This window comes from Sphingopyxis sp. (genome assembly GCF_036675685.1).
In the GTDB taxonomy this organism is placed as follows: domain Bacteria; phylum Pseudomonadota; class Alphaproteobacteria; order Sphingomonadales; family Sphingomonadaceae; genus Sphingopyxis.
The window spans coordinates 243,588-263,551 of record NZ_JAKFEM010000005.1 but is presented as its reverse complement, the minus strand read 5'-3'; the positions used below and the strand labels follow the sequence as shown (position 1 = coordinate 263,551).

The following is a 19,964-nucleotide window of genomic DNA, read 5'->3' as shown; positions in this document are numbered from 1 at the left end:
CGCGCACGCCGCCGACCTCGCCAAGGGCCACCCCGCCGCACAGGTCCGCGACGACGCGCTATCGAAAGCCCGCTTCGAATTCCGCTGGCGCGACCAGTTCAACCTGTCGCTCGACCCCGACACCGCCGAGCAATATCACGACCAGACGCTCCCGGCGGAAGGCGCCAAGACCGCGCATTTCTGCAGCATGTGCGGGCCGAAATTCTGTTCGATGAAGATTTCGCAGGAAGTCCGCGAGTTCGCCGCGAAGCAGAACCAGCCTGCAACAGCCTTCATCGCGGCGGAGGAAGCCGAAGCTGGCATGGCCGCGATGAGCGAGAAGTTCAAAGAGACGGGCAGCGAGCTTTATCTGGGCGCGGGTGGAAGGGAGCATGATTGATCGGCGAAAATCGAATTTGGTGGGAGCGAAGCGCCTGAGTCAAAAACACGTTGCCAAACATAACCCCTTGCAGGATGACTATGCCCAAAATGGGCGGGGTTAAATGAGCGAATCAAAAAAGCGATATGCTGCTACGAGGGATACCGACAGCTACTATAGCTATGCCATCGGCACTAAAAGTCACATCGATAATGTACTGAGGCGTTGGTCACCTGATGCAGAGGGCGCGGAACCGCCAGAAAACAAAGAAACAGCTCCAGAGGAGGACTTCAGTCATCACTCTGCCCTGAGCGAAACCTTAAATAGTTCAGTCGAGTTCGCGCTTTCCCAGTATCATATCATACTGCTTCTGGATGTACTTGAAGCTGTGATATCTAAAGGCATGGTACAAAATACCATTTTTAAGGTTCTCGAAGAAAAAGCAAATCTAATAGAAGAAACAGATCACTATAAACTGTATGAACTGGAAGAAAATCTATCAGAGACAATAAGCATAAACGACGAGAGGGCTAAATTAATAAAAAAGGGGACGAAAAAGATTGCCCCGTCCATATTTATTGGAATGATAGCAACTTTCGACGCTCTTATTGTAGATATTATTGGAAAACTTATTAAATTGAATCCAGAGCGATACTCGTCTCAGGACAAAACAATATCGCTTGACAAAATAATTGGCGCGAGCTCAGTCGACGACATCGTTCAGGAATTTATAGCCGAGGAACTATACAGATTTTCTAGAGAAAGCCATGAGTCGCAGACCTCATATATCGAGAAAAATTTCTCCATTTCAATAAAAGAAAAATGGAAGAGATGGCCAGATTTTATTGAGATTTTTGAGAGGAGGAATCTTGTCGCTCACGGCGAGTTGAGATTCAATCAAAGATATGCGCAAATATGCGACCGAAATGGCCATAAGGGTTCATTTGACTTAGTTGGGCAAGAGGTAAAAATTGAAGCTGGCTACCTAATACAGTCCCTTTATGTTCTTTGCGAATACGCCATACTCCTTTCCTTTGCGTTGTGGAGGAAGCTTGTAACCGAGAAAGAAGTAGAAGCATTCGAGACACTGAACGAAGCAGCTTATAAAATTATAACAAATAATCATCATACCCTTGCTCAGAGAATTCTTGAGTTTGCTCTTTCTTTAAAGGGTACAAAGGTAAATGAGGACACGCGGAAGAGGATGGTAGTAAATTTAGCTAGCGCTTCGAAATCGAGCCAGAGTCCAGAATTCTGTAATAAGATTCTTGACGATGAAGATTGGTCTGCTTGCTCTTATGAATACAAGCTGAGCGTCGCAGCCTTGAAAGAGGATCTCGACGCAGTTACCCCTCTTATTTCGACTGCCAAGCAAAGCGGATTCAATATTTCTAACTTTCGTCAATGGCCCGTATTCAGATTCATTCGAGATAACGAGCGATTTAACGACGAAATTGAAAAACATTACGATTGTAGAGTTGCCAGCTCTACAAAAGCCGTTACCGAGGAAAAGGAGCCGCTTTCCATTCCCCAAGCAGAGGCCGGAGACGATACGCGTCATTGACGTATGATCAACCCGATGAACTCGTGAAACTTTCCTATTTTGCACGATCCAACCTCGATTATGGTGACAGTTTACTAAACCCCTAAATTTCAGGCCGCATCGCTCGCCCGATGGTCGGCCTTGCCCCCACACCATGCTAAACTCCCACCCATGCGCGCCCGGAACCCCATCTACGTCATGGCCAAGCCGCCCCCGGAGGTGCAGGCGCAGATCGCCGCGCTGCCCCGCAACGATCCTTCGCGCGGGCCGCACCTCCTCCATGTCACGCTCATCTCGCTCTACGACCTCCATTATGCGCCGCCCGACTGGCTGCCCGCGACCATCGTCGCGCTGGACAGCTTCGTCGCGCCGCCTTTCCCGCTCCGCTTCGACCGGATCGAGAACCGCAAGGCGGTAACGCTGCGCACGCGCGACCCGCTGGCCGAGGCGCGGGCGTTCCAGAAGGCGCTGGTGAACCATCTGCTGCGTGAGAAGGCGCCGATCATGGACGGCACCACGCCCGAACCGCACATCACGATCAACTATCGCGGCGACCGGCTGAATGCCCAGAAAATGCCGCCGATCGGCTGGACGGTCGACGAGATCATCCTGATGGAAAGCGTCGTCGGCAAGACCACCCATGTCGAACACGGCCGCTGGCCGCTCCGCGGGGGCGACGCCTGAGGGATGGTTGCAGACGAATTAGGGCGCGCCGAGCGAACCTTCATTATCATCGTCACCCCGGACTTGATCCGGGGTCCAGTTTCTCACCGTTGCTGAGCGGGACCCCGGATCAAGTCTAACGAGCCGCGTGTCTCGTTAGAGGGTGACGAAGAGGGATAGGGCCACTTCCGGTCGTATCCGGGCAGTCGAATGTGTCCGCGCCACGCCACGCCAATCCTATTTTGCACCGCGCGGGCCAGAAACCCCTTTCCTACAATCTGCACATCTGCTCCACTGTATCGGACGCTGCGGCAACGCCGCCTACGGCTTCCGCTCCGTCTCCGCCGCCCCTGTATCCCGCCTGTCATCCCGCCTGATACCGCCGCCATCGCATCGCCAATGGGCTGAACTTTCCTGAACTTTGACGGACAACCGACCCTCAAAAACGCCGCTCGACACCGCCACCGATCCTCTACCCACAACGCCCGCTTCCCAAGACCCGCCCCCTCGAAGGCACCGCAATGTCCCATCCCTCCAACATCGTATATTGTTCCGGCCCGCACGATCCCCACGCGCTCGATGGCATTTCCGTCCGCCACCGCACCGGCGACCTCGATGCGCTTTGCCCGGTCTGCGCGGGCCATGGCCAGTGGAACAGCCAGATCGACCTCGTCAGCCACCGCTCGATCCGCGTGTGCTGCCCCAAGTGCGACGGGCGCGGCTGGATCGAGACCGGGGCCGACATGGTCCCCTCGCACGACATCGCGCTGTCGCCCGACGGGCGCCCGGTCTGGGTCGTACGGCTCGATCCATCCGACGATGTGGAATGAGCTTCGCGCCGGGCCGGGTCGACTCGCGCCCGCGTCCCCGATAGGATGACAGCGGTTACCAACGACGGGAGAGCAAGGATGCGCGGACAGGCGTGGCTGATGGCGGGCGTAATGCTGGCGAGCGCGGGCTGCGGCAAGGCGGAGGCCCCTGCGGGACCTGAAACCACGGCGCCCGAAAAGGCGGTGCTCGCCGACGGGCCCGCGGCCGAAATCAACGAGATCGCCGCCGCCGACCTGCCCAAGGCGGTGCGCAACGCGGTGCTCGCCAAGGTTCCCGGCATGACCATCGCCGAGGCCGAGCGGAAGGAGCGGGGCGGCATGACCTTCTATGACGTCGAGGGGACGCGCGCCGACGGCAGCGCGGTCGAGCTCGACCTGATCGAGGAAGCCGGCGCCTATAAGGTGGTCGAGATGCAGCGCGACATCGCCTGGGCCGACGCGCCCGCCGCGGTCAAGGCGGTCGCCGGCGCCGCGCCCGACGCCTTCGTCCCCGCGCGCGTCATCGAAAGCACCCAGAATGACGGCACCATCATCTACGAACTGTTCGCGCCGGGCAAGGCCGACGAGCCGGCGGCCGAAATCGACTGGAAGGACGGCAAGGCCGCGATCCGCCGGACACGCAACGCCTATTGAAGCCTGGGAGCGCGCGCCGATGCCCGACACGACCACCCCCACCGGCCCCGATGCAGGCGCCACCTTCTACCACGGCACCCGCGCCGGGCTGGCCGTCGGCGACCTGCTCACCGTCGGCCGGGGCAGCAATTATCAGGCCGCGCCCATGTCGTGGATCTATTTCTCCGCCGCATTGGAGTCCGCGATCTGGGGCTGCGAACTTGCCGCGGGCCCAGAAGGAAACGAAAACGCCCGCGAGCGCATCTATATCGTCGAGCCGACCGGCGACTGGTTCGACGACCCCAACCTCACCGACAAGAAATTTCCCGGCAACCCGACGCGCAGCTATCGCAGCCAGTCGCCGCTGCTTATCGTCGGCGAGGTTGAGACGTGGGAACCCCATGCACCCGAGGTGCTGCAAGCGATGAAGGACAATCTCGCCAAGCTGCAGGCCGAGGGGGCACCGATCATCGATTAACGACACCCCCCGCTTCGTCATTCCCGCGAAAGCGGGAACCCAGTTGAAGCCGCCCTAGGTTCCCGCTTTCGCGGGAATGACGAGTTTAGTCAGATTTTCCGATGACAGCCGCTGCAAGCGCGCTACGCTGACCCGTCCCCTGCTTCCGGAGCCGCCATGCTCGCAACCCTGCTTACCCTCGCCCTCGCCGCCGCAACGCCGACGCCCGCGCCCGCCGACCTCGCGGCGATCGAGGCGACCTGCTTCGATTATGTCGACGGCCAGCTTCAGGGCGATCCCGAGCGCGTCAAGCGCGCGCTGCACCCCGACCTCGCCAAGCGCCGCGTCCTCGGCGACACGCCCGACGAGCGGCTCGGGCTGCAGCGCATGAGCCGCGAGGAGCTGGTCGACCTCACCAAGCGCGGCGCGCTCAAGACCCCCGAAAACGAGTGGAGCCGATCGTGCAAGATCCTCGACGTCGCAGGCAACGCCGCCGCGGTCCGCGTCGAGACGCCGTGGTTCGTCGACTATTTCCACATGGGCAAGTTCGGCGAGCGCTGGGTCATCGTCAACGCGCTGTGGCACATGAAACCGCGCGCGGCACCGGACGGCGCGGTGCGGCCCGCAGCGGCCGGGCCCGCCGCGCCGCCGCTCTTCGCGCTCGCGCTCGCCCCCGGTCCCGCGTGGAAGCCCGGCCGGCCCTTTGCCGAACAGGGGCTACGGCCGCATTTCGATTATTGGATGACGCTGTTCCGGCAGGACCGCATCGCCAGCGCGGGACCGGTGGGCAGCGACAGCGGTCTTGTCCTGCTGCGCGCCGCCGACCAGACGGCGGCCGATGCGATCCTCGCCGCCGACCCCGCGGTCGCCGCGGGCATCTTCACCGGCACGGTCCGCCCCTATGCCCCGCCGATGGTCAACGCCGAAGCGCTCGCCGGCCGCGCTCCGGCGAGCGCCGCCCCCGCTCCGGCCGACCCGCGCCGCCCTACGCCGACGCTCGACCAGGTCCCGCCCGCGGTCCCCGACCTCACCCGCCCCGCGGTGCTGATCGTCAGCAAGACCAACGGCTATCGCCACGACAGCATCGCCGCGGCGGTGCCCGCGATCACCCGCCTCGTGAAAGCGCGCGGCTGGAGCAGCTTTGCGACCGAGAATGCCGCGGTGTTCAACCCCGACCAACTCGCCAAATTCGATGTCGTCGTCTTCGCCAATGCCAGCGGCGACATCTACACCCCCGACCAGCGCGCCGCTTTCCAGGCATGGATCGCCAAGGGCGGCGGCTTTGTCGGGCTGCACAGTACGGGCGACGGCAGCCATCCGGGCTGGTTTGTCAAGATGCGCGGCAACGGCCAATTCACCGGCCACCCCGGCGGCGCCGACCAGTTCCAGGCGGGCGACCTGATCCTGACCGATCGCACCCATCCCGCGACGCGTGCGCTCCCCGCGCGCTGGCGCTGGACCGACGAATATTACAGCTGGGACGCCCCGCCCGCCGCCGACGCGCATATCCTTGCGCGGCTCGACGAGGCGACGCTGCGGCTCGAGCCCAAATATCGGATGGGCGACGGTCACGCGCTGGTCTGGTGGCGCTGCGAAGGCCGCGCGCGCATCTTCTATTCGGCGCTCGGGCACAAGGCCGAGGCCTGGGGCGATCCCGCGCATCTCAAGATGCTCGATGGCGCGATCGGCTGGGCGGCGCGAAAGGAAGGCGAAGGCTGCGATGCGGGAGGCGGCGATGACGCGCGATGACGCCCTCGAACGGCTGCACCTCGCCCTTCGCGCCCGAATGGATTGGCGCGATGGTGCGCCGGCAGACATGACAGGAGAAACCAGAATGCGCCGCTCGACGATCGCCGCCGCGTTCCTGCTCGCGCTGGCCCCGCTTCCCGCCGCCGCAACCGAGGCCGCGCCGCCGCCCGCCCGGGTACAGCAGCTACGGATCTACGAAGTGCCGCCCGCGAACGAGGCGGTCTTCCATGCGCGCTTTCGCGACCATGCGATGCGGATCATGGCGCGCTACGGTTTCGCGATCCGTTCGATCTGGCGCAGCGAAAACGAGGGCAAGGTCGAGTTCGTCTACCTGCTCGACTGGCCCGATACGCAGACGATGAAAACCGCGTGGGACGCCTTCCTCGCCGATCCCGAATGGATCCAGATCAAGAAGGATACCGGCGCGCGCCACGGCCGCTTCGTCGACGCGATCGCGATCCGCACGCTCGAACCGGTTGCCTATTCGCCCGATCGCGCGGCGCCGCGCACCGACTAGCGCGCCCTATTTCTTCGCCCGCGCGGGCTTTTCGAGGTTCGCCTCGACCGCGGCGCGGACCAGCGCCTTGAAAGCCGCCTCGTCGATCTTCGCGCCCTCCGGGATGTCGATCGCGCGCCGCGTGTTGCCGTCGAGGCTCGAATTGAACAGCCGCGCCGGGTCGTCGAGCGCCGCGCCCTTGGCAAAGGTCAGCTTGACCTTGTCCTTGTACGTCTCGCCCGTGCACAATATGCCCGCATGCTCCCACACCGGGACGCCCGCGGGGTTCGACGGTTTCTGCCATTTCACCGTCTCCTCGACATCGGGATCGGCGGCGTGGATCAGCGCGCGCAGCTTCGCCAGCGTTTCGCCGCGCCAATCGTCCAGCCCTGCAATCTTCGCGTCGATCAGCTCGGCCGTCATGTCGTCTCTCCCGTCACATCTTCTCGCCCGGCAGCGCCGCTGCCTGCTTCACCCAGCCGGCGAATAACGCTTCGTCGACGTCGTCCTGCTCGTGGATATGGAAATAGCGCGTGTCGCCGCTCTTCGACGCGACCGGCGGCACCGGATCCAGCGACTGGCCGCGAAAGAAGGCGACCTTGATATATTTGTCGAAGCAATGGATGCTGAGGAACCAGCTGTCCGCCGGCTCGCCTGGATGCCCGGCGCCATAGAGCGGCGAGTTCCATTTGACCGCCTTCCGGACCCCCGGAACCACGCGTTCGATCAGCTTGTCGAGCCGCCGCCAGGCGTGCGATTTCCACCCCGGCATTGCGGCGATATAGGCCTGCACCGGCGCGTCGCCATAGCCTTTCGCGATCTGCGGGTTGCCGCCCGACAGCAGGACGGGTGCTTTGTCGGCCATGGAATCGCGCTCCCTTCTTTCACCGTCAAAAGAACGCGATAGCCACGGCGAGTCAAGCCGCAGTGACCCTAGCCCGCAATCTCCGCGGTCGCGGCGCGCTCGATCGCCGGGCGCCAATGGCGCTGTACGGGCAGCAGGAAAATCTCGGCCAGCGTCCGCTCGATCTCGTCGGCGGTCAGGTAACGCCGGTCGATGCGTCCGTCGGTGAGCCGCGTCGTCAGCCGGTTGTCGCGAAGGCCATAGCGCGCCTCGGCGGTCGTGCGCGCCGCGATCAGCTGGCGGCGAAAATGCGAGTCCGGATGCGCCGATGTGTACCAGTTGCCGAGCTCATAATCGATCGCCGGCGGCGGCTTGTTCTCGATGCGGTAGAGCATCGCCCAATCGTCGCCGATCCGCGCCGCGACCTGCCAGATGTCGCCGTGCCGGACGATGCGGTAGGTCTCGTGCCGCGTTGGCTGCGGTTCCTCGCTGTCCATCGCGAGCGGCGCGGGCGGCACCGTCGCGCCGAACCCGACGTCAGCGAGCCATGGCCGGCCATCGAGCGTCACCCGCACGACCATATGCGTGCGTGGGCTGGGCGGCGCGTCGTCGGGAAGCATCCAGCGCACGCGGCCGATCAGTCCCTCGGCCTCGAACTCGATCGCCTGCAGCACGCGCAGGAACAGCCCATTCTGCTCGAAACAATATCCGCCGCGCCGCTGGCCGATCAGCTTGGCGTCGATGGCATCGGCACCAATATCGACCCCCGCGCCGGTCAGCGCATCGATCGCCTCGAACGGGATCGCCGCAATATGCGCGGCCTGCAGCGCGGCGAGCACCTCCAGCGTCGGCGCCACGGGGCCGTCGTAGCCGATCCGCGCGAAATAGCGCGGTAAGAAGGCATCGGCGGCGTTCGACGCCGCGACGCCCAAATCATCGAGCTCGGAAGAGGGGGCAGCGGGATAGTGCAACATGGACAAGGCTCCGTTCGCGAATCATCTGGCCCGCCTTTATGAAAGCTCAAGCCCGGTTAAGGTCAAGCGCGGATCGGAAAAGCGGTTCGCTGTCCCGCAAAACGTCATCATCTTGGTAACTTAGCCATTGCGGGCGGCCGCGGGCTGCGGCAGACCGCTCGCACAACATAAGTCGCATATCATGAACCTGTCCAGGAGCCCCCATGCGCACCACGCCTTATCCCCGTTTCGCCGCCGCACTCGTTCCGGCCGCACTCTTCTTCACCGCCGGAACCGCCAATGCCGCCACCTGCGAGGAGGCCTTTGTCAAAAAGGGCAACCCGATCACCGGGCTGCGCTTTTCGGCCGCGGTGACCGTCGCCGACCTGCCGCCCGCGGTCGCGATCGGCCAGATGCGCGGGCTCGTCGCCGCCAAGGGTTATGACATCATGGCCGACGAGGCCGAATATGGATCGATGCTGATCGAACAGCCGATGACCGGTACCGTGCGCGCCTTTCCGATCCAGATCACCGCGACGCAGACCGGCGGCATCGGTACCGTCGTGATGGAAGCCAAGCTGCGCGCCGGCCAGGCGACCAAAGCCGACGCCGCGATGGCCGAAATGTGCGGCATGCTGAACCAGGTCAAGGGCGGCAAGGCGGGCGCCGCGGCGGCAAAGAAGGGCGCGGTCGCGACGACCGTCGCCGCCGCACCGGTGAAAATGAACTCGCTCGCCTTTTCGCAGCAGGTGTCGAAGGACACCGAACGCAACGCCGCGGGCATCCTCACCCGTTATAAGGGCAAGCAGTTCACCATCGACGGGCTGGTCGATTATGTGACCAAGGACGGCAAGGATTTCCGCGTCGGCTACAAGATTCCGAACCCGTGGGAACAGGCAATCCGCCTGCCGAACCAGGCGCCGTTCAAGACCGACATCGTCTGCTATATGGCGCCGGGCCAAGCCGCTTTTTCGCTCCAGCTCAAGCCGAACAAGAGCATCAAACTGACCGGCACCGTCGAAGACTTCGATGAATATAAACATGTGATCTGGCTCAAGGATTGCCGCGCCGCGCAATAGCGCCGGCCGGCCCCGATCTTTCGCCCGCTCGTCGGCGCGCGCCCGCCCCTTATCGAAGCGCGCGCGACAGGCGAGTGGGTCTTGGCAATCGTCGGGCGGTGCCGGAGTGCAGCACCGTTGCCATCGTCCACATCCGGGAGGTTCCCATGCGCATCGCCCTTATCGCTCCAGCCTTTTTTGCCATCGCCCTTCTCGCCGTTCCTGCCGCCGCGCAGGACGACACCCCGATCGTCGTCACCGGCCAGAAGGATATGGAGCAGCAGATCGAATCCTTCGTCGGCGCGCTGACCCCGGCGTCGCCGCGCGGCCAGATCGCGCGGTTCGAAAAGGCGATATGCCCCGGCGCCTTCGGAATGCCCGACGCGCCGCGCGCCGCGGTCAAGGACCGCATCCGGCTCGTCGCCGAAGGCGTCGGGCTGGATGTTGGGGGGGCGCACTGCAAACCCAATCTGGTCGTCATGGTGGTGCCAGACAAAGCGGCCTTCCTGAAAACGCTAGGCAGGAAGCATTATTATATGTTTGGCGACCGGACGCCATCGAAGGTTCGCCAGCTCATCGCCGAACCCGGCCCAGCCACAGCGTGGCAGATCCAGACCATGGTGAACGGTGACGGCAGGGCGATATTCAATGAAAGCGACATGCCGATCAATCGGTCGACCCGGACGCCGTCGCGCATCACGCCCCCGGCGCGGCCCGCGTTCATGGCGGCGGTCGTGGTCATCGAAAGCAAGGCGCTCGAAGGCCTCTCGACCACCCAATTGGCCGATTATGCGGCGATGCGCGCCTTTGCGCGGATCGATCCGGCGCGGATCGACGCGTCGGCGCCCTCGATGATCCTGCGGATACTCGACGCCGCGGCCGACAGCGAAGTGCCGGTCACGCTGACCCAATGGGATTTTGCCTTCCTCAAGGGGCTTTATTCCAGCCCCAACAATCTTTACGCCCCGTCGCAGCGCTCCGAAATCGGCCGCGCGATGGAACAGGAAATGGAACCGGCGGACGGCGGCGACGCGCCGCGTCCCGACAGGGCGAAGGGATGATGACGGGTCATGGAGACGGTTGAGGGTCTCGATATCGACACCGTAAAGGAGCGACTGCGCCTGGCCTTGCGACCGCGGATCGCGCTGATCGGCCTCACCAGTTTCGCGCTGCAATATCCGGGCGATGCCGAGGATCGCATCGCGGTGACCGACCGCATCTCGCACGCCGACGCCGCGGGGCCGGCGCAAGAAGCGTCGAGCGCCAGCACGGTCGCGATCGTCACCGCGCTCGACGCCGACCCCGATATTCGCGCGCTGCGCCAGCGGCTATTTGACGTCGGCGTCGCCTCGGCCTTCGCGGGCGACCACGACGCCGGCGGCCTGTGGACCAGCCTTGTTCTCCGCTGCCCGCGCGAGCGGCTGTCGGCGATCGAAAGGCTCGCCGCCGACGATGCCGGGATCGCCGCCGCGGACCGCACCGAAGTGTCGGCGCAATTCGCCATCTACATGCTGCGCAACCATCACCGCGACTGGCAAGCGAACCGGACGAAGCTCCCCGACGTCGGCGACAGCCCCTACACGCCCCCCGAAGAGTGGAACCTGCTCAGTACCTGATGCGCCGCCCCTGACCGACCGCGATTGCCAGCCGCTGCCGTGATGATATGCAGCGACACGGATCGCGCCGGATAACCGGCCAGGACAAGGGTCGGAACATGCGAGAATATTGCACTGCCGCCATCGCCGCGATGCTGATCGCCGCCCCCGTCCACGCCCAGCCGCAAGAGCCGGCGGCCGACCTGCGCGCCTTTGCCAACGCCTTCGACGCGGCGCAGATCGCGCAGGATCGCGCCGCGCTCGACCGCATGGTCGCCGACGACCTTGTCTTCATCGACGGCAGCGGGAAGCGCTATGGCAAGGCCTTTTTCATCGACGGCTGGACCGGAGCCGACGATGATTACGACCCCGTCACGCTCAGCGATCGCGTCATCCTCCCGCTTGGCCGCAACGCCGGGCTCGCGAGCGCCGAGACGATCCTGTCGGGCCGTTCGGCGGGAAAGCTCTTCCGCGTCCGCATCCGCTTCACCGATATTTTCAAACGCCGCGGCGACAGCTGGCAGGCGACCTATATCCATGTGACGCGGATGGCGCTGGACCCGGAATAGCGAAGGATTCGACTCCTCGTGCCAAGAAGAACATAATGGGAACATTGATCCGATTCGGAGGAAGGACGATGGACCCGATGTTCCGCTATTTCCTGGGGTTCCAGGTGGCCGCCGATCGCGCCGGCTGGCTGGCGCGCCAATTGCCGCCCGTTCCGGGCGACCTCTTCGCGGGCCTGAAGCCCCAGCTCTATCATCTGACGCTCTGTACGATCGCCGAAACCATGGCGCCGAAACCCTTCCTGCGCGGCCAGGTCGCGAAGGCGTTCGAAGCTGGCCTGCCCACGGCAAGCCCGATTCCCTTCGGCCGCATCGTCTCGCGCGGCGCGGGCGCCGAACTCGTCACCACCGGCAGCATCGGCGCCATCCGCCAGGCATATGCGGCGATCGTCGCCCGTCTTGCGGCGCAGGGCATCGAGCCGATGCACCGCAAATCCGGCCTCCGCCCGCACGTCACCCTCGGTTATGGCGATTGCGACTTCGATCCCGTCCGGATCGCATGGAACTGGACGCCGCGCGACCTGGTGCTCATCGAAAGCCATATCGGCCACCGGCGCCACCGCGTGCTGCAGAGCTGGACATTGAAGCCGCCGGCGCAAAACAGTTTCGCCTTCATGGCCGACGAACTGCCCGCACCGCTGCTCCGCGCTGCCTAAGATCGGGGTTTAGGTTTCCAGATTATGCTCGAGCGTAATCTCGCAGTTGAGCAGCTTCGACACCGGGCAATTCTTCTCGGCCTCTTCGGCGATCTTGGCGAACTCGTCGGCGCCAATCCCCGGCACCTTGCCGGTCAGCGTCAGCGCCGACTTGGTGATCGTGAAGCCACCATCCTGCTGGTCGAGCGTCACCGCGGCGCTGGTCTCGAGCGTGTCGCCCGAATAGCCCGCGCGCGCGAGCCCGAACGACAGCGCCATCGTAAAGCACGCCGCATGCGCCGCGGCGATCAACTCTTCGGGATTGGTTCCCGGCAACCCCTCGAACCGCGTCCCGAAACCATAGGGCTGCTTGTCGAGCACGCCCGATTTGGTCGTGATCGACCCCTTGCCTTCCCTGCCAAAGCCTTCGTAGCGGGCGGATGCGCGATTGACGGTCATGACGATCTCCTTGGGGTCGGTCGAGGGGGTGGAACGGAAAAACGGCCGGGGACTCGGGGTCCTCAGGCGGACAGCAGCTTAGGCCCCGCGCCGACGCGCTTCCACGCCTTTTCATGAAAGAAGAAGGCGACGGCATTGATACACGGCTCGACGACCGCGATCCCGCCCGCCAGCACGACCGACCCGGTCATCACATAAGCGACGCCGAACCCGATCGTCAGATGTATCGAGAGGTAGGTGAAGGTCTTGATCAGGTCGGTGGGCATGGCGCATCTCCGGCAGGACGACGCGCCAAGTTAAGAATGATTCGCAACAAACGCCAACACACCCTCTCGCTCACTCTGATCGATTTTGCCGCGCGGCCTATCCTCCAATGACGAAAAAGAGCATTAAACCCGCGGACGCTTATCTCAGCGTCGCACCCCCGCCTTGTCGAGCTCGCGCCCCAACCGCCCGGTGAGCCACAGCCCCCACATCCGGAAATCGGCGGCAAGGCTCCACAACGGATAGGCAAAGGTCGCCGGCCGGTTCTTCTCGACCCCGAAATGCGCAACCCACGCAAAGAAATAGCCCGCCAGCGGCAGCGCGATCAGCCAAGCCCACCGCCCGCTCAGCACCGCACCGAGCGCGATCAGCACGACCAGGCTGGTCCCGACATAATGCAGCGCCCGCGTCGACGCCTTGCTATGCTCGCGCAAGTAAAAGGGCCAGAATTCGGCGAAGCTGGTGTAGAGCCGGGGCATGATGGGGAGGATGCGGTGGCTCGCGTGCGGGGTCAAGTCACCTGCCGAACGAGCATGTCAAATATCAGCGCCACGTCCACGGGCATCATGATAGGTTGGCGCGGGCTTAGACAGGGAGGGATTATTCCATGAAGAAATCGACACGCGCGCTGGTCGGATTGGTCGCGCTCGACCTCATCGTCATCATCGGCGCCTGGTATATGGTCGCGCAAACCAAAAGCGGGGCGTGGAATTCGAACGATCCGGCGGCATCGATCAGCATGGTGACGTCGACCGCGGGCATGATCGTCGGCGTGGTCACCGCGGTGCTGCTGCTCGCCTTCGTCATCCACCGCCGCGCGGGGAATTAGGTTCCCCAAAAACTTCAACCCTCCCGCCGGGGTCGCTGCGGCGGGAGGGCTGGTTCCGATCCGGCGTGGTGGGCCGGGCCGGAGACGAAAATTCGGAAGCTGGTTTAGCGTGCCGCTTCGCGGACCTTCTGCACCGCGGGAAGCAGCAGGCCGATCAGGATCTGCACCGGGTTCGAGGCGATCGTCATGCTGCCCTGCGCGGGCTGTGCCGACTGTGCCATCGCGGGGGTCGCCGAAAGGGCAACGGTCAGGGCGAGAACGGGGGCGAGGATCATCTTCTTGGTCATGGTCATTTCCTTTTCAAAGTGGTTCGGTGTGTTTCGAAATTGGCTCGGGGCGTTCCCGATGACTTGGCTTATGGCGCATGGCCGAGCAGCCAGCCGTGATCGCGGTCACTGGCTCGAAAAAATTTCACAAAGCTTTGAAAAGAAAAGAAAGAAAAATTCTATCCGCGCTTCAGCCGCACCAGCGCGCTATCGAGCGCCTGCAGGAATTGCGAGCGATCGGCCTTCGAGAAGGGCGGCGGACCGCCGATCTGGTCGCCCCCGGCGCGCAGGTCGGCCATGATCGCGCGCGTCGCGATCGCGGGACCGATCGACGCCATGGTGAAGGGCTTGCCATTGGGGCCGAGCACCGTCGCCCCCGCCTTCAGCGCGCGGTCGGCGAGCAATATGTCGGCGGTGATCACGACGCTTGCCGCATTCGCCGCCTCGGCGATCCAGTCGTCGGCGGCGTCGAAACCGTCCGAAACGACGATCCGCTCGATCAGCACATGGTCGGGGACGCGCAGCCGGCTGTTGCTCACGACCTTCACCGGCACCTCGTGCCGCCACGCGACGCGATAGATCTCGTCCTTCACCGGACAGGCGTCGGCATCGACGAGGATTTGAGGCGTCATGGACATCGAACGAAAGGGTCAGCCGACCTCGACGCCCTTCCAGAAGGCGATGCGGTCCCGAATCGCCGCCGCGGCTTCCTTGGGATCGGGGTAATACCAGGCGGCGTCCGCGTTCACCTGTCCATCGACGGTGACATGGTGATAATGCGCGATGCCCTTCCACGGGCACAGGCTTGTCGTCGCGCTGTCCGACAGCAGCGCCCCGTCGACCGCGGCGCGCGGGAAATAATGATTGCCCTCGACGACCACCGTGTCGTCGCTGTCGGCGATCACCGCGCCATTCCATCGTGCCTGCACCATGTCGACCTCGTTTCCACCGCGCGCGGCGCGGTTACTTCTTCATATTGTCGAGTCCGGCGACCACCCCGACCTTGGTCGTCGGATTGCTCGCATTCTGCTTCTTGGGCTTTTCGGCCTTCGGTTTGCGGACTTCGCGGTTGGTTTTCTTTTGACCCTTGGCCATGTTCAATACCTTGAAAGGCGGCGGACACCTGTGCCCGTCGCGCAAGAACCTACGCCCTTTGCCGCCTCGCGTCGCCTGTTATCCCGCGAGTCCGTCCCACAAGAGCTTTGCGCCGAGCAGCACCATCAGGAGGTAGATGAGGACATAGAAGCGTTCGGGATGCATCCGCTTCAGCCAGCGGACGGTGAGCAAGGTCGAGACGATCGCGAGCGGCATCAGCAGCAGCGCCGCAACGATCACCTCGTGCGGAAAAGCGCCGAGCGCGAGATAGGCAGGCACCTTCATCCAGTTGACGATCGCGAACAGGATCGCGCTGGTGCCGATGAAGGTCAGGTGCGGCAGCTTGCGCGGCGTCACCCACATCTGGAACGGCGGCCCCCCGGCGTGCGCAATCTGGCTGGTCAGTCCCATGATGCCGCCAAAGATCGTGCCGACCCAGCCCGGCGACCGCGACGCGGCGACGACCCGCCCGCCGCGTTCGACCCACAGCCGGTACAGGCCAAAGGCGAGCGTGATCGCACCGAGCGCCGCCATCAACTGCGCTTCGTTGACCTGCTCGGCATAATACCAGCCGGCGAGGATGCCCACCGCCGCGCCGGGCAGCATCCAGCCGATGATCCAGCCGTCCCACGTGTGACGGAACGACCAGACGCTGATCACATCCTGCACGATCAGGATCGGAAGCAGCAATGCGGCGGCGGTCGCGGGAGGCAGCACCAGCGCCGCAAGCGGGGTCGCGAGCGCGCCGGCCCCGGCGAGCCCGCCCTTCGCCATCCCGAGCAAGATCACCGCGATGGCCAGGATCGCCAACGTCGCCGGATCGGCCAAAATGCTCATCCGGCGGCCGCGCCTGACGTTTCTGGCGGGGTTTCGGGCAGGCGCCAATCGATCGCCCCGCGGCCGTGCGCCTCGAGAAACGCATTCGCCTGGCTGAACGGCCGCGAGCCGAAAAAGCCGTTGTGCGCCGACAAGGGCGAGGGATGCGGCGCGCGCAGGATCAGGTGCGGGCTCCCCGCCCCCAGCCCCGCGACATTCGCCGCCTTGCGCTGGGCATGGCTGCCCCACAGGATGAAGACCTTGGGCGCCGGATCCGCCGCGACCGTGGCGACGATGGCGTCGGTGAACTTCTCCCACCCCTTGCCCTGATGCGACGCCGCCTGCCCCGCCTCGACGGTCAGGCAATTGTTGAGCAGCAGCACGCCCTGTTCGGCCCAATGCTTCAAATAGCCATGCGACGCGCGGGGAATGCCAAGGTCGCTCTGCATTTCCTTGTAGATGTTGACGAGGCTCGGCGGGGTGCGGACCCCCGGCTGGACCGAAAAGCACAGCCCATGCGCCTGCCCCGGGCCATGATAGGGATCCTGCCCGAGGATCACGACGCGCACATCCTGCGGCGGCGTCGCGTCGAGCGCCGCGAACCAGTCGCGCGGGCGCGGATAGACCGCCTTGCCCTTCTCGCGTTCGCCCGCAAGAAACGCCTTGAGCGCCGCCATATAGGGCTGCTCGAACTCGCCGCCGATCCGTGCGAGCCAGTCGGGATGCAGTTTGACCTCGGCCATGCCCGCGCTTCACCAGAGGAGCGCGGGCTTGTCCAGAGGGCTTAAAGCTTCCCGCGCACGCTCAGGAACACCCGCCGCCCCAGATAATCATACTGCGTCCCGAACGCCGGCGCCTGCCCGATCACCGGCGGTGTCGCGGTAACGACGGTCGATACCCGCGGCGGCGGGGTGTCGAACAGGTTCGCGACGCCCAGCGTGATACGGAAACGCTCGGCGACATCGCGGCTCAGCGACAGCGCGTGATAGAAGGTCGCGGGCACGCTGACGTCGGGACAGAAGCGCCCGCCCGGACGGAAGCCCGAGGTCCGGCACGCATCGCCGCCCTGCGCGCGCAGCAAATCCTTCATGTTCGACGCGGCGCCGGTGACGTCGATGCCATAGAAGAGCGTCCATCCGCCCTTGGTCCAGCCAAGGTTGAAATCGCCGACCCATTTGGGATTGCCGATCTTGCCATTGTCGTCGACCTCGGTGCCCGGGAACAGCGAAACCTTGTCCTTCACCTGCCAGGTCATTTGCGCGCGGAAGGCGAGCGAGCCGAGATTGCCGAGATCCTGGTCGATCGCCAGCGACAGGTCGACGCCGCGGTTCCACTGGCGGCTGATGTTGACATAGCGGTCGGTCACGCTCGCGATGCTCTGCGCATCCGGCCCCGTGGCCGCACGCGTGAAGAGGCCGCACAGCGGCTCGTCGGCGACGTCGGAGTCATAACAGCCGCGCAGGATATTGCCCGCGCCGAGCAGGGTGATCTCGTCCTTCACCTCGATGTCGAAATAATCGACCGCAAGGCGCGTCTTGAGCCCGCCCCACAGCGCGCCCGACAAATCGGGGGTCAGGATCACCGACACCGTCTTCGCGGTCGAGGTTTCGGGCTTGAGCTGGCCGATGCCGCCGCCCGACGCGATCGTTGCGGGGCCGATCCCGCCCGCGAAACTGGGGCCGATGCCGTCGGCGGCGCAATTGTCGAAGATGCGCTGGCTGATCGCACCCGCCGCAAGCCGCGCCGCGGTCTGGATGCACGGATCGATCGCCTGCTGGCCGAGGAAACCGGTCTGGTTTTCGAGGAACAGTTCGAACAAGGCGGGCGCGCGGAACGAGGTGCCCCAGGTGCCGCGGAAACGCAGCCAGCCGGTGACCGCCCAGTCGGCGCCGACCTTCCACGTCGTGTCGCTGAAACTGTCCCGCACCCCGTCGCGGCGTGCCGCCTCGACATGCGTGTAGCGCACCGCGCCCGACAGCGTCAGCCGCTCGATCATCGGCACGCCTTCGAGCAGCGGCACCTCGACCTCGCCGAACACTTCCTTCGACACGGTGCGGCCCGCGGTGATTCCCGAGGTCGTGAAGTTCGCGACATTGCCCGCCAGCGTCGCCGCGCCCGGCGTGTCGTTGATTTCGTCACGCCGGACATTCACCCCGAACGCCGCCCCCACCGGTCCCGCCGGCAGCGTGAGCAGCTTGCCGGTCAGCAAAGCCTCGGCCGACGTCTGTTTGAACAAGGTCCGCCCCGTCTCACGCCCCATCAGGAAGGCGCGCTCGGCGGGCGTGAAATCGCCGCGCAGCACGCGCGGATCGGTAAAGTCGATGTCGATGCACGGCACGCCGCGAACCGTCGTCGCCGTGCCGGCGCACGAGCGGGTGCGCAAGGTCTGCGACGCGAGCGCATCCTGATAGATGACGTCCTGGGTATAGCTGGCGTCCGAGCGGCTGTGCTGGCCGCTCACATCCCATTTCCACCCGCCGCCGAACTCGCCGCGCAGCCCGAGCACGCCGCGATAATAATCGACGTCGGCCTCGCTTTCCGATTTCACCAGCACGCGCGGGCGCAGGATGATGTTGCCGCCGAATTCGCCGTTGAACGGATCGCCCATGTCGAAGGGATCGCAATTGTTCGCCGCCGGGTTGCAAAGGAAGAAGGGCAGCATCGACGCGCCGGTGAATTGCTCGAGCGTCATCGACTGGAAGCCGTTGTTATGCGACTTGCGGTTGCTGAACAGGGCCTCGCCATGAAGCGCGATGCTGTCGGTCACCTCATAGGCGGCGTCGGCGAAGGCGCTGACGCGGCTGACCCGCGAAAACACGTCCGAATCCTGCTCGACCGGCTCGAACCGGTTGAGCGCGCCATTCGACGGCCCGTCGAAATCGACCCCGAAGAAATTGGCGGGACCGAACACGCCGATCGGGTTATAAGCGTTGAGCGGGATGCCGACGGCCGCGAACTCGGAACCATATTGGCCGGCAAAGACCGGCTGCCCGTTCGGCGCGATCAGCCCGGGACCAAAGGTCGGAAAGCCATTCTGGTCAACCCCCGAAAAATCGGAGAAGACGATCGCATTGCCGAGCGCGCTGTTGCACGCCGGACGTCCGGTACGGAAATCGACGATGTCGGCGCGGCTGCCGTCGGCCTCACGCTTCAGATATTCCTCGGAGCAGAAGAGGAAGCCGCGGTCGCGGCGGGTGAGGTTCTGCTGGCGGAAATAGTCGACCGTCGCAAAAACATGGCCGCGATCGAATTTTCTGCCGAAACTCGCATCGACGCCATAGCTCTCGCCGCCGCCATGCTCGGTGATCGACGAGAAGCCGCCGCCCTCGAACCCGTTTAGGTCGTCGCGCGTCAGGATGTTGACCACCCCCGCGACCGCGTCCGAACCATAGATCGACGAAGCGCCGGTCTTCAGCACCTCGACCTGGCGCACCACCGACAGCGGCAGAACATTGAGGTCGAAGGGCGCGACCGAGCCGCGGATCCCCGCGGGGCCCGCACGCCGGCCGTTGATCAGCACCAGGGTCCGCTCGGCGCCGAGCCCGCGTAGCGAGACCGTCTGCACATCGTTGCCGCCGTTGGCGACAAAGCGGTTCGAGATCGCCGAATTGATCTGGATCGACCCCTGCGCCGCGGGGGTCGACTGCAAGATGTCGGCGAGCTGGACCTGCCCCTGCAGCTTCGCGGCTTCGGGATCGATGACCTGGATCGGATCGGGGCTGGTGAATTCGCTTTTCGCGATGCGCGATCCGGTGACGACGATCTCGTCGCCGCTCTGCGCCGCGGCGGGGGTCGCCGCGAGCGCGAGCGCCGAGGCGGTTGCGGCCAGAAACACCGGGGAACTGGTGCCAGTTTTCATTTTCTTCTTCCGAATAA

The 19,964-nt window shown here is 64.3% G+C and carries 27 protein-coding genes; 14 read left to right on the top strand and 13 right to left on the bottom strand.

Annotation, left to right across the window (positions count from 1 at the left end; all coding sequences use genetic code 11):
* The 8 genes from V6M50_RS03460 to V6M50_RS03425 all read left to right on the top strand — a co-directional run.
* On the top strand, positions 1–379 hold a 379-nt coding region (locus V6M50_RS03460; protein ID WP_332817142.1), incomplete at its 5' end, for a phosphomethylpyrimidine synthase ThiC.
* Between the two features lie 103 nt (positions 380–482).
* Entirely contained in the window at positions 483–1,922 is a 1,440-nt protein-coding gene (locus V6M50_RS03455; RefSeq protein ID WP_332817141.1) for a hypothetical protein, read from the top strand.
* A 150-nt stretch (positions 1,923–2,072) separates the two neighbouring features.
* Entirely contained in the window at positions 2,073–2,585 is a 513-nt protein-coding gene (locus V6M50_RS03450; protein ID WP_332817140.1) for a 2'-5' RNA ligase family protein, read from the top strand.
* 500 nt (positions 2,586–3,085) lie between these two features.
* On the top strand, positions 3,086–3,394 hold the full coding sequence (locus V6M50_RS03445; protein ID WP_332817139.1) for a hypothetical protein: 309 nt from the start codon (positions 3,086–3,088) through the stop codon (positions 3,392–3,394).
* Positions 3,395–3,472: 78 nt separating this feature from the next.
* Entirely contained in the window at positions 3,473–4,027 is a 555-nt protein-coding gene (locus V6M50_RS03440) for a hypothetical protein (protein ID WP_332817138.1), read from the top strand.
* Between the two features lie 19 nt (positions 4,028–4,046).
* Positions 4,047–4,484 carry an NAD(+)--rifampin ADP-ribosyltransferase gene (gene arr / locus V6M50_RS03435; protein WP_332817137.1) on the top strand — a complete coding sequence of 146 codons (438 nt, stop codon included), beginning with the start codon at positions 4,047–4,049 and terminating at the stop codon, positions 4,482–4,484.
* Between the two features lie 156 nt (positions 4,485–4,640).
* Complete coding sequence (locus V6M50_RS03430; protein ID WP_332817136.1) at positions 4,641–6,212, top strand: ThuA domain-containing protein; 1,572 nt, start codon at positions 4,641–4,643, stop codon at positions 6,210–6,212.
* Complete coding sequence (locus V6M50_RS03425) at positions 6,199–6,729, top strand: NIPSNAP family protein (protein ID WP_332817135.1); 531 nt, start codon at positions 6,199–6,201, stop codon at positions 6,727–6,729. Before V6M50_RS03430 ends, V6M50_RS03425 begins: the two co-directional genes overlap by 14 nt.
* Before the next feature lie 6 nt (positions 6,730–6,735).
* On the opposite strand, the gene V6M50_RS03420 is transcribed toward V6M50_RS03425, so the two are convergent.
* The 3 genes from V6M50_RS03420 to V6M50_RS03410 form a co-directional block, all read right to left on the bottom strand.
* Positions 6,736–7,131 (bottom strand): DUF1801 domain-containing protein, encoded by a 396-nt coding sequence (locus tag V6M50_RS03420; protein WP_332817134.1) that lies wholly within the window; start codon positions 7,129–7,131, stop codon positions 6,736–6,738.
* 13 nt (positions 7,132–7,144) lie between these two features.
* Positions 7,145–7,573, bottom strand: coding sequence for a DUF1801 domain-containing protein (locus tag V6M50_RS03415; protein WP_332817133.1), 429 nt, complete (start codon positions 7,571–7,573; stop codon positions 7,145–7,147).
* Positions 7,574–7,641: 68 nt separating this feature from the next.
* Positions 7,642–8,526: an arylamine N-acetyltransferase family protein gene (locus V6M50_RS03410; RefSeq protein ID WP_332817132.1), complete on the bottom strand. Its 885-nt coding sequence runs from the start codon at positions 8,524–8,526 to the stop codon at positions 7,642–7,644.
* Positions 8,527–8,729: 203 nt separating this feature from the next.
* On the opposite strand from V6M50_RS03410, the gene V6M50_RS03405 reads away from it, so the two are divergent.
* The 5 genes from V6M50_RS03405 to V6M50_RS03385 all read left to right on the top strand — a co-directional run bounded on the left by V6M50_RS03405 (position 8,730) and on the right by V6M50_RS03385 (position 12,380).
* The gene (locus V6M50_RS03405) at positions 8,730–9,584 is read left to right on the top strand and encodes a hypothetical protein (protein ID WP_332817131.1); all 855 of its coding nucleotides are present in this window, start codon (positions 8,730–8,732) and stop codon (positions 9,582–9,584) included.
* 146 nt (positions 9,585–9,730) lie between these two features.
* Complete coding sequence (locus V6M50_RS03400) at positions 9,731–10,624, top strand: hypothetical protein (RefSeq protein WP_332817130.1); 894 nt, start codon at positions 9,731–9,733, stop codon at positions 10,622–10,624.
* 9 nt (positions 10,625–10,633) lie between these two features.
* Entirely contained in the window at positions 10,634–11,179 is a 546-nt protein-coding gene (locus tag V6M50_RS03395) for a hypothetical protein (RefSeq protein ID WP_332817129.1), read from the top strand.
* A gap of 98 nt (positions 11,180–11,277) precedes the next feature.
* The gene (locus V6M50_RS03390) at positions 11,278–11,727 is read left to right on the top strand and encodes a nuclear transport factor 2 family protein (protein ID WP_332817128.1); all 450 of its coding nucleotides are present in this window, start codon (positions 11,278–11,280) and stop codon (positions 11,725–11,727) included.
* 68 nt (positions 11,728–11,795) lie between these two features.
* Positions 11,796–12,380: a 2'-5' RNA ligase family protein gene (locus V6M50_RS03385; protein WP_332817127.1), complete on the top strand. Its 585-nt coding sequence runs from the start codon at positions 11,796–11,798 to the stop codon at positions 12,378–12,380.
* Between the two features lie 9 nt (positions 12,381–12,389).
* On the opposite strand, the gene V6M50_RS03380 is transcribed toward V6M50_RS03385, so the two are convergent.
* The 3 genes from V6M50_RS03380 to V6M50_RS03370 all read right to left on the bottom strand — a co-directional run bounded on the left by V6M50_RS03380 (position 12,390) and on the right by V6M50_RS03370 (position 13,561).
* On the bottom strand, positions 12,390–12,818 hold the full coding sequence (locus tag V6M50_RS03380) for an OsmC family protein (protein WP_332817126.1): 429 nt from the start codon (positions 12,816–12,818) through the stop codon (positions 12,390–12,392).
* 62 nt (positions 12,819–12,880) lie between these two features.
* A complete protein-coding gene (locus V6M50_RS03375) occupies positions 12,881–13,084 on the bottom strand; it encodes a DUF2061 domain-containing protein (RefSeq protein WP_332817125.1) in 204 nt (67 codons plus the stop codon).
* 144 nt (positions 13,085–13,228) lie between these two features.
* Complete coding sequence (locus V6M50_RS03370) at positions 13,229–13,561, bottom strand: DUF962 domain-containing protein (RefSeq protein WP_332817124.1); 333 nt, start codon at positions 13,559–13,561, stop codon at positions 13,229–13,231.
* 128 nt (positions 13,562–13,689) lie between these two features.
* Here V6M50_RS03370 and V6M50_RS03365 point away from each other — a divergent pair, with 128 nt between their 5' ends.
* Positions 13,690–13,911, top strand: coding sequence for a hypothetical protein (locus tag V6M50_RS03365; protein WP_332817123.1), 222 nt, complete (start codon positions 13,690–13,692; stop codon positions 13,909–13,911).
* A gap of 104 nt (positions 13,912–14,015) precedes the next feature.
* Here V6M50_RS03365 and V6M50_RS03360 read toward each other — a convergent pair whose 3' ends face one another.
* The 7 genes from V6M50_RS03360 to V6M50_RS03330 all read right to left on the bottom strand — a co-directional run bounded on the left by V6M50_RS03360 (position 14,016) and on the right by V6M50_RS03330 (position 19,947).
* A complete protein-coding gene (locus V6M50_RS03360; protein ID WP_332817122.1) occupies positions 14,016–14,198 on the bottom strand; it encodes a hypothetical protein in 183 nt (60 codons plus the stop codon).
* Between the two features lie 158 nt (positions 14,199–14,356).
* Positions 14,357–14,815 (bottom strand): YaiI/YqxD family protein, encoded by a 459-nt coding sequence (locus tag V6M50_RS03355; protein WP_443030473.1) that lies wholly within the window; start codon positions 14,813–14,815, stop codon positions 14,357–14,359.
* A gap of 12 nt (positions 14,816–14,827) precedes the next feature.
* The gene (locus V6M50_RS03350; protein ID WP_332817120.1) at positions 14,828–15,109 is read right to left on the bottom strand and encodes a DUF427 domain-containing protein; all 282 of its coding nucleotides are present in this window, start codon (positions 15,107–15,109) and stop codon (positions 14,828–14,830) included.
* Positions 15,110–15,140: 31 nt separating this feature from the next.
* The gene (locus V6M50_RS03345) at positions 15,141–15,272 is read right to left on the bottom strand and encodes a hypothetical protein (RefSeq protein ID WP_332817119.1); all 132 of its coding nucleotides are present in this window, start codon (positions 15,270–15,272) and stop codon (positions 15,141–15,143) included.
* Between the two features lie 78 nt (positions 15,273–15,350).
* Entirely contained in the window at positions 15,351–16,109 is a 759-nt protein-coding gene (locus tag V6M50_RS03340) for a sulfite exporter TauE/SafE family protein (protein WP_332817118.1), read from the bottom strand.
* Complete coding sequence (gene ung / locus V6M50_RS03335) at positions 16,106–16,831, bottom strand: uracil-DNA glycosylase (RefSeq protein WP_332817117.1); 726 nt, start codon at positions 16,829–16,831, stop codon at positions 16,106–16,108. Before ung ends, V6M50_RS03340 begins: the two co-directional genes overlap by 4 nt.
* Before the next feature lie 41 nt (positions 16,832–16,872).
* Complete coding sequence (locus V6M50_RS03330) at positions 16,873–19,947, bottom strand: TonB-dependent receptor plug domain-containing protein (protein ID WP_332817116.1); 3,075 nt, start codon at positions 19,945–19,947, stop codon at positions 16,873–16,875.
* Positions 19,948–19,964: the final 17 nt, after the last annotated feature.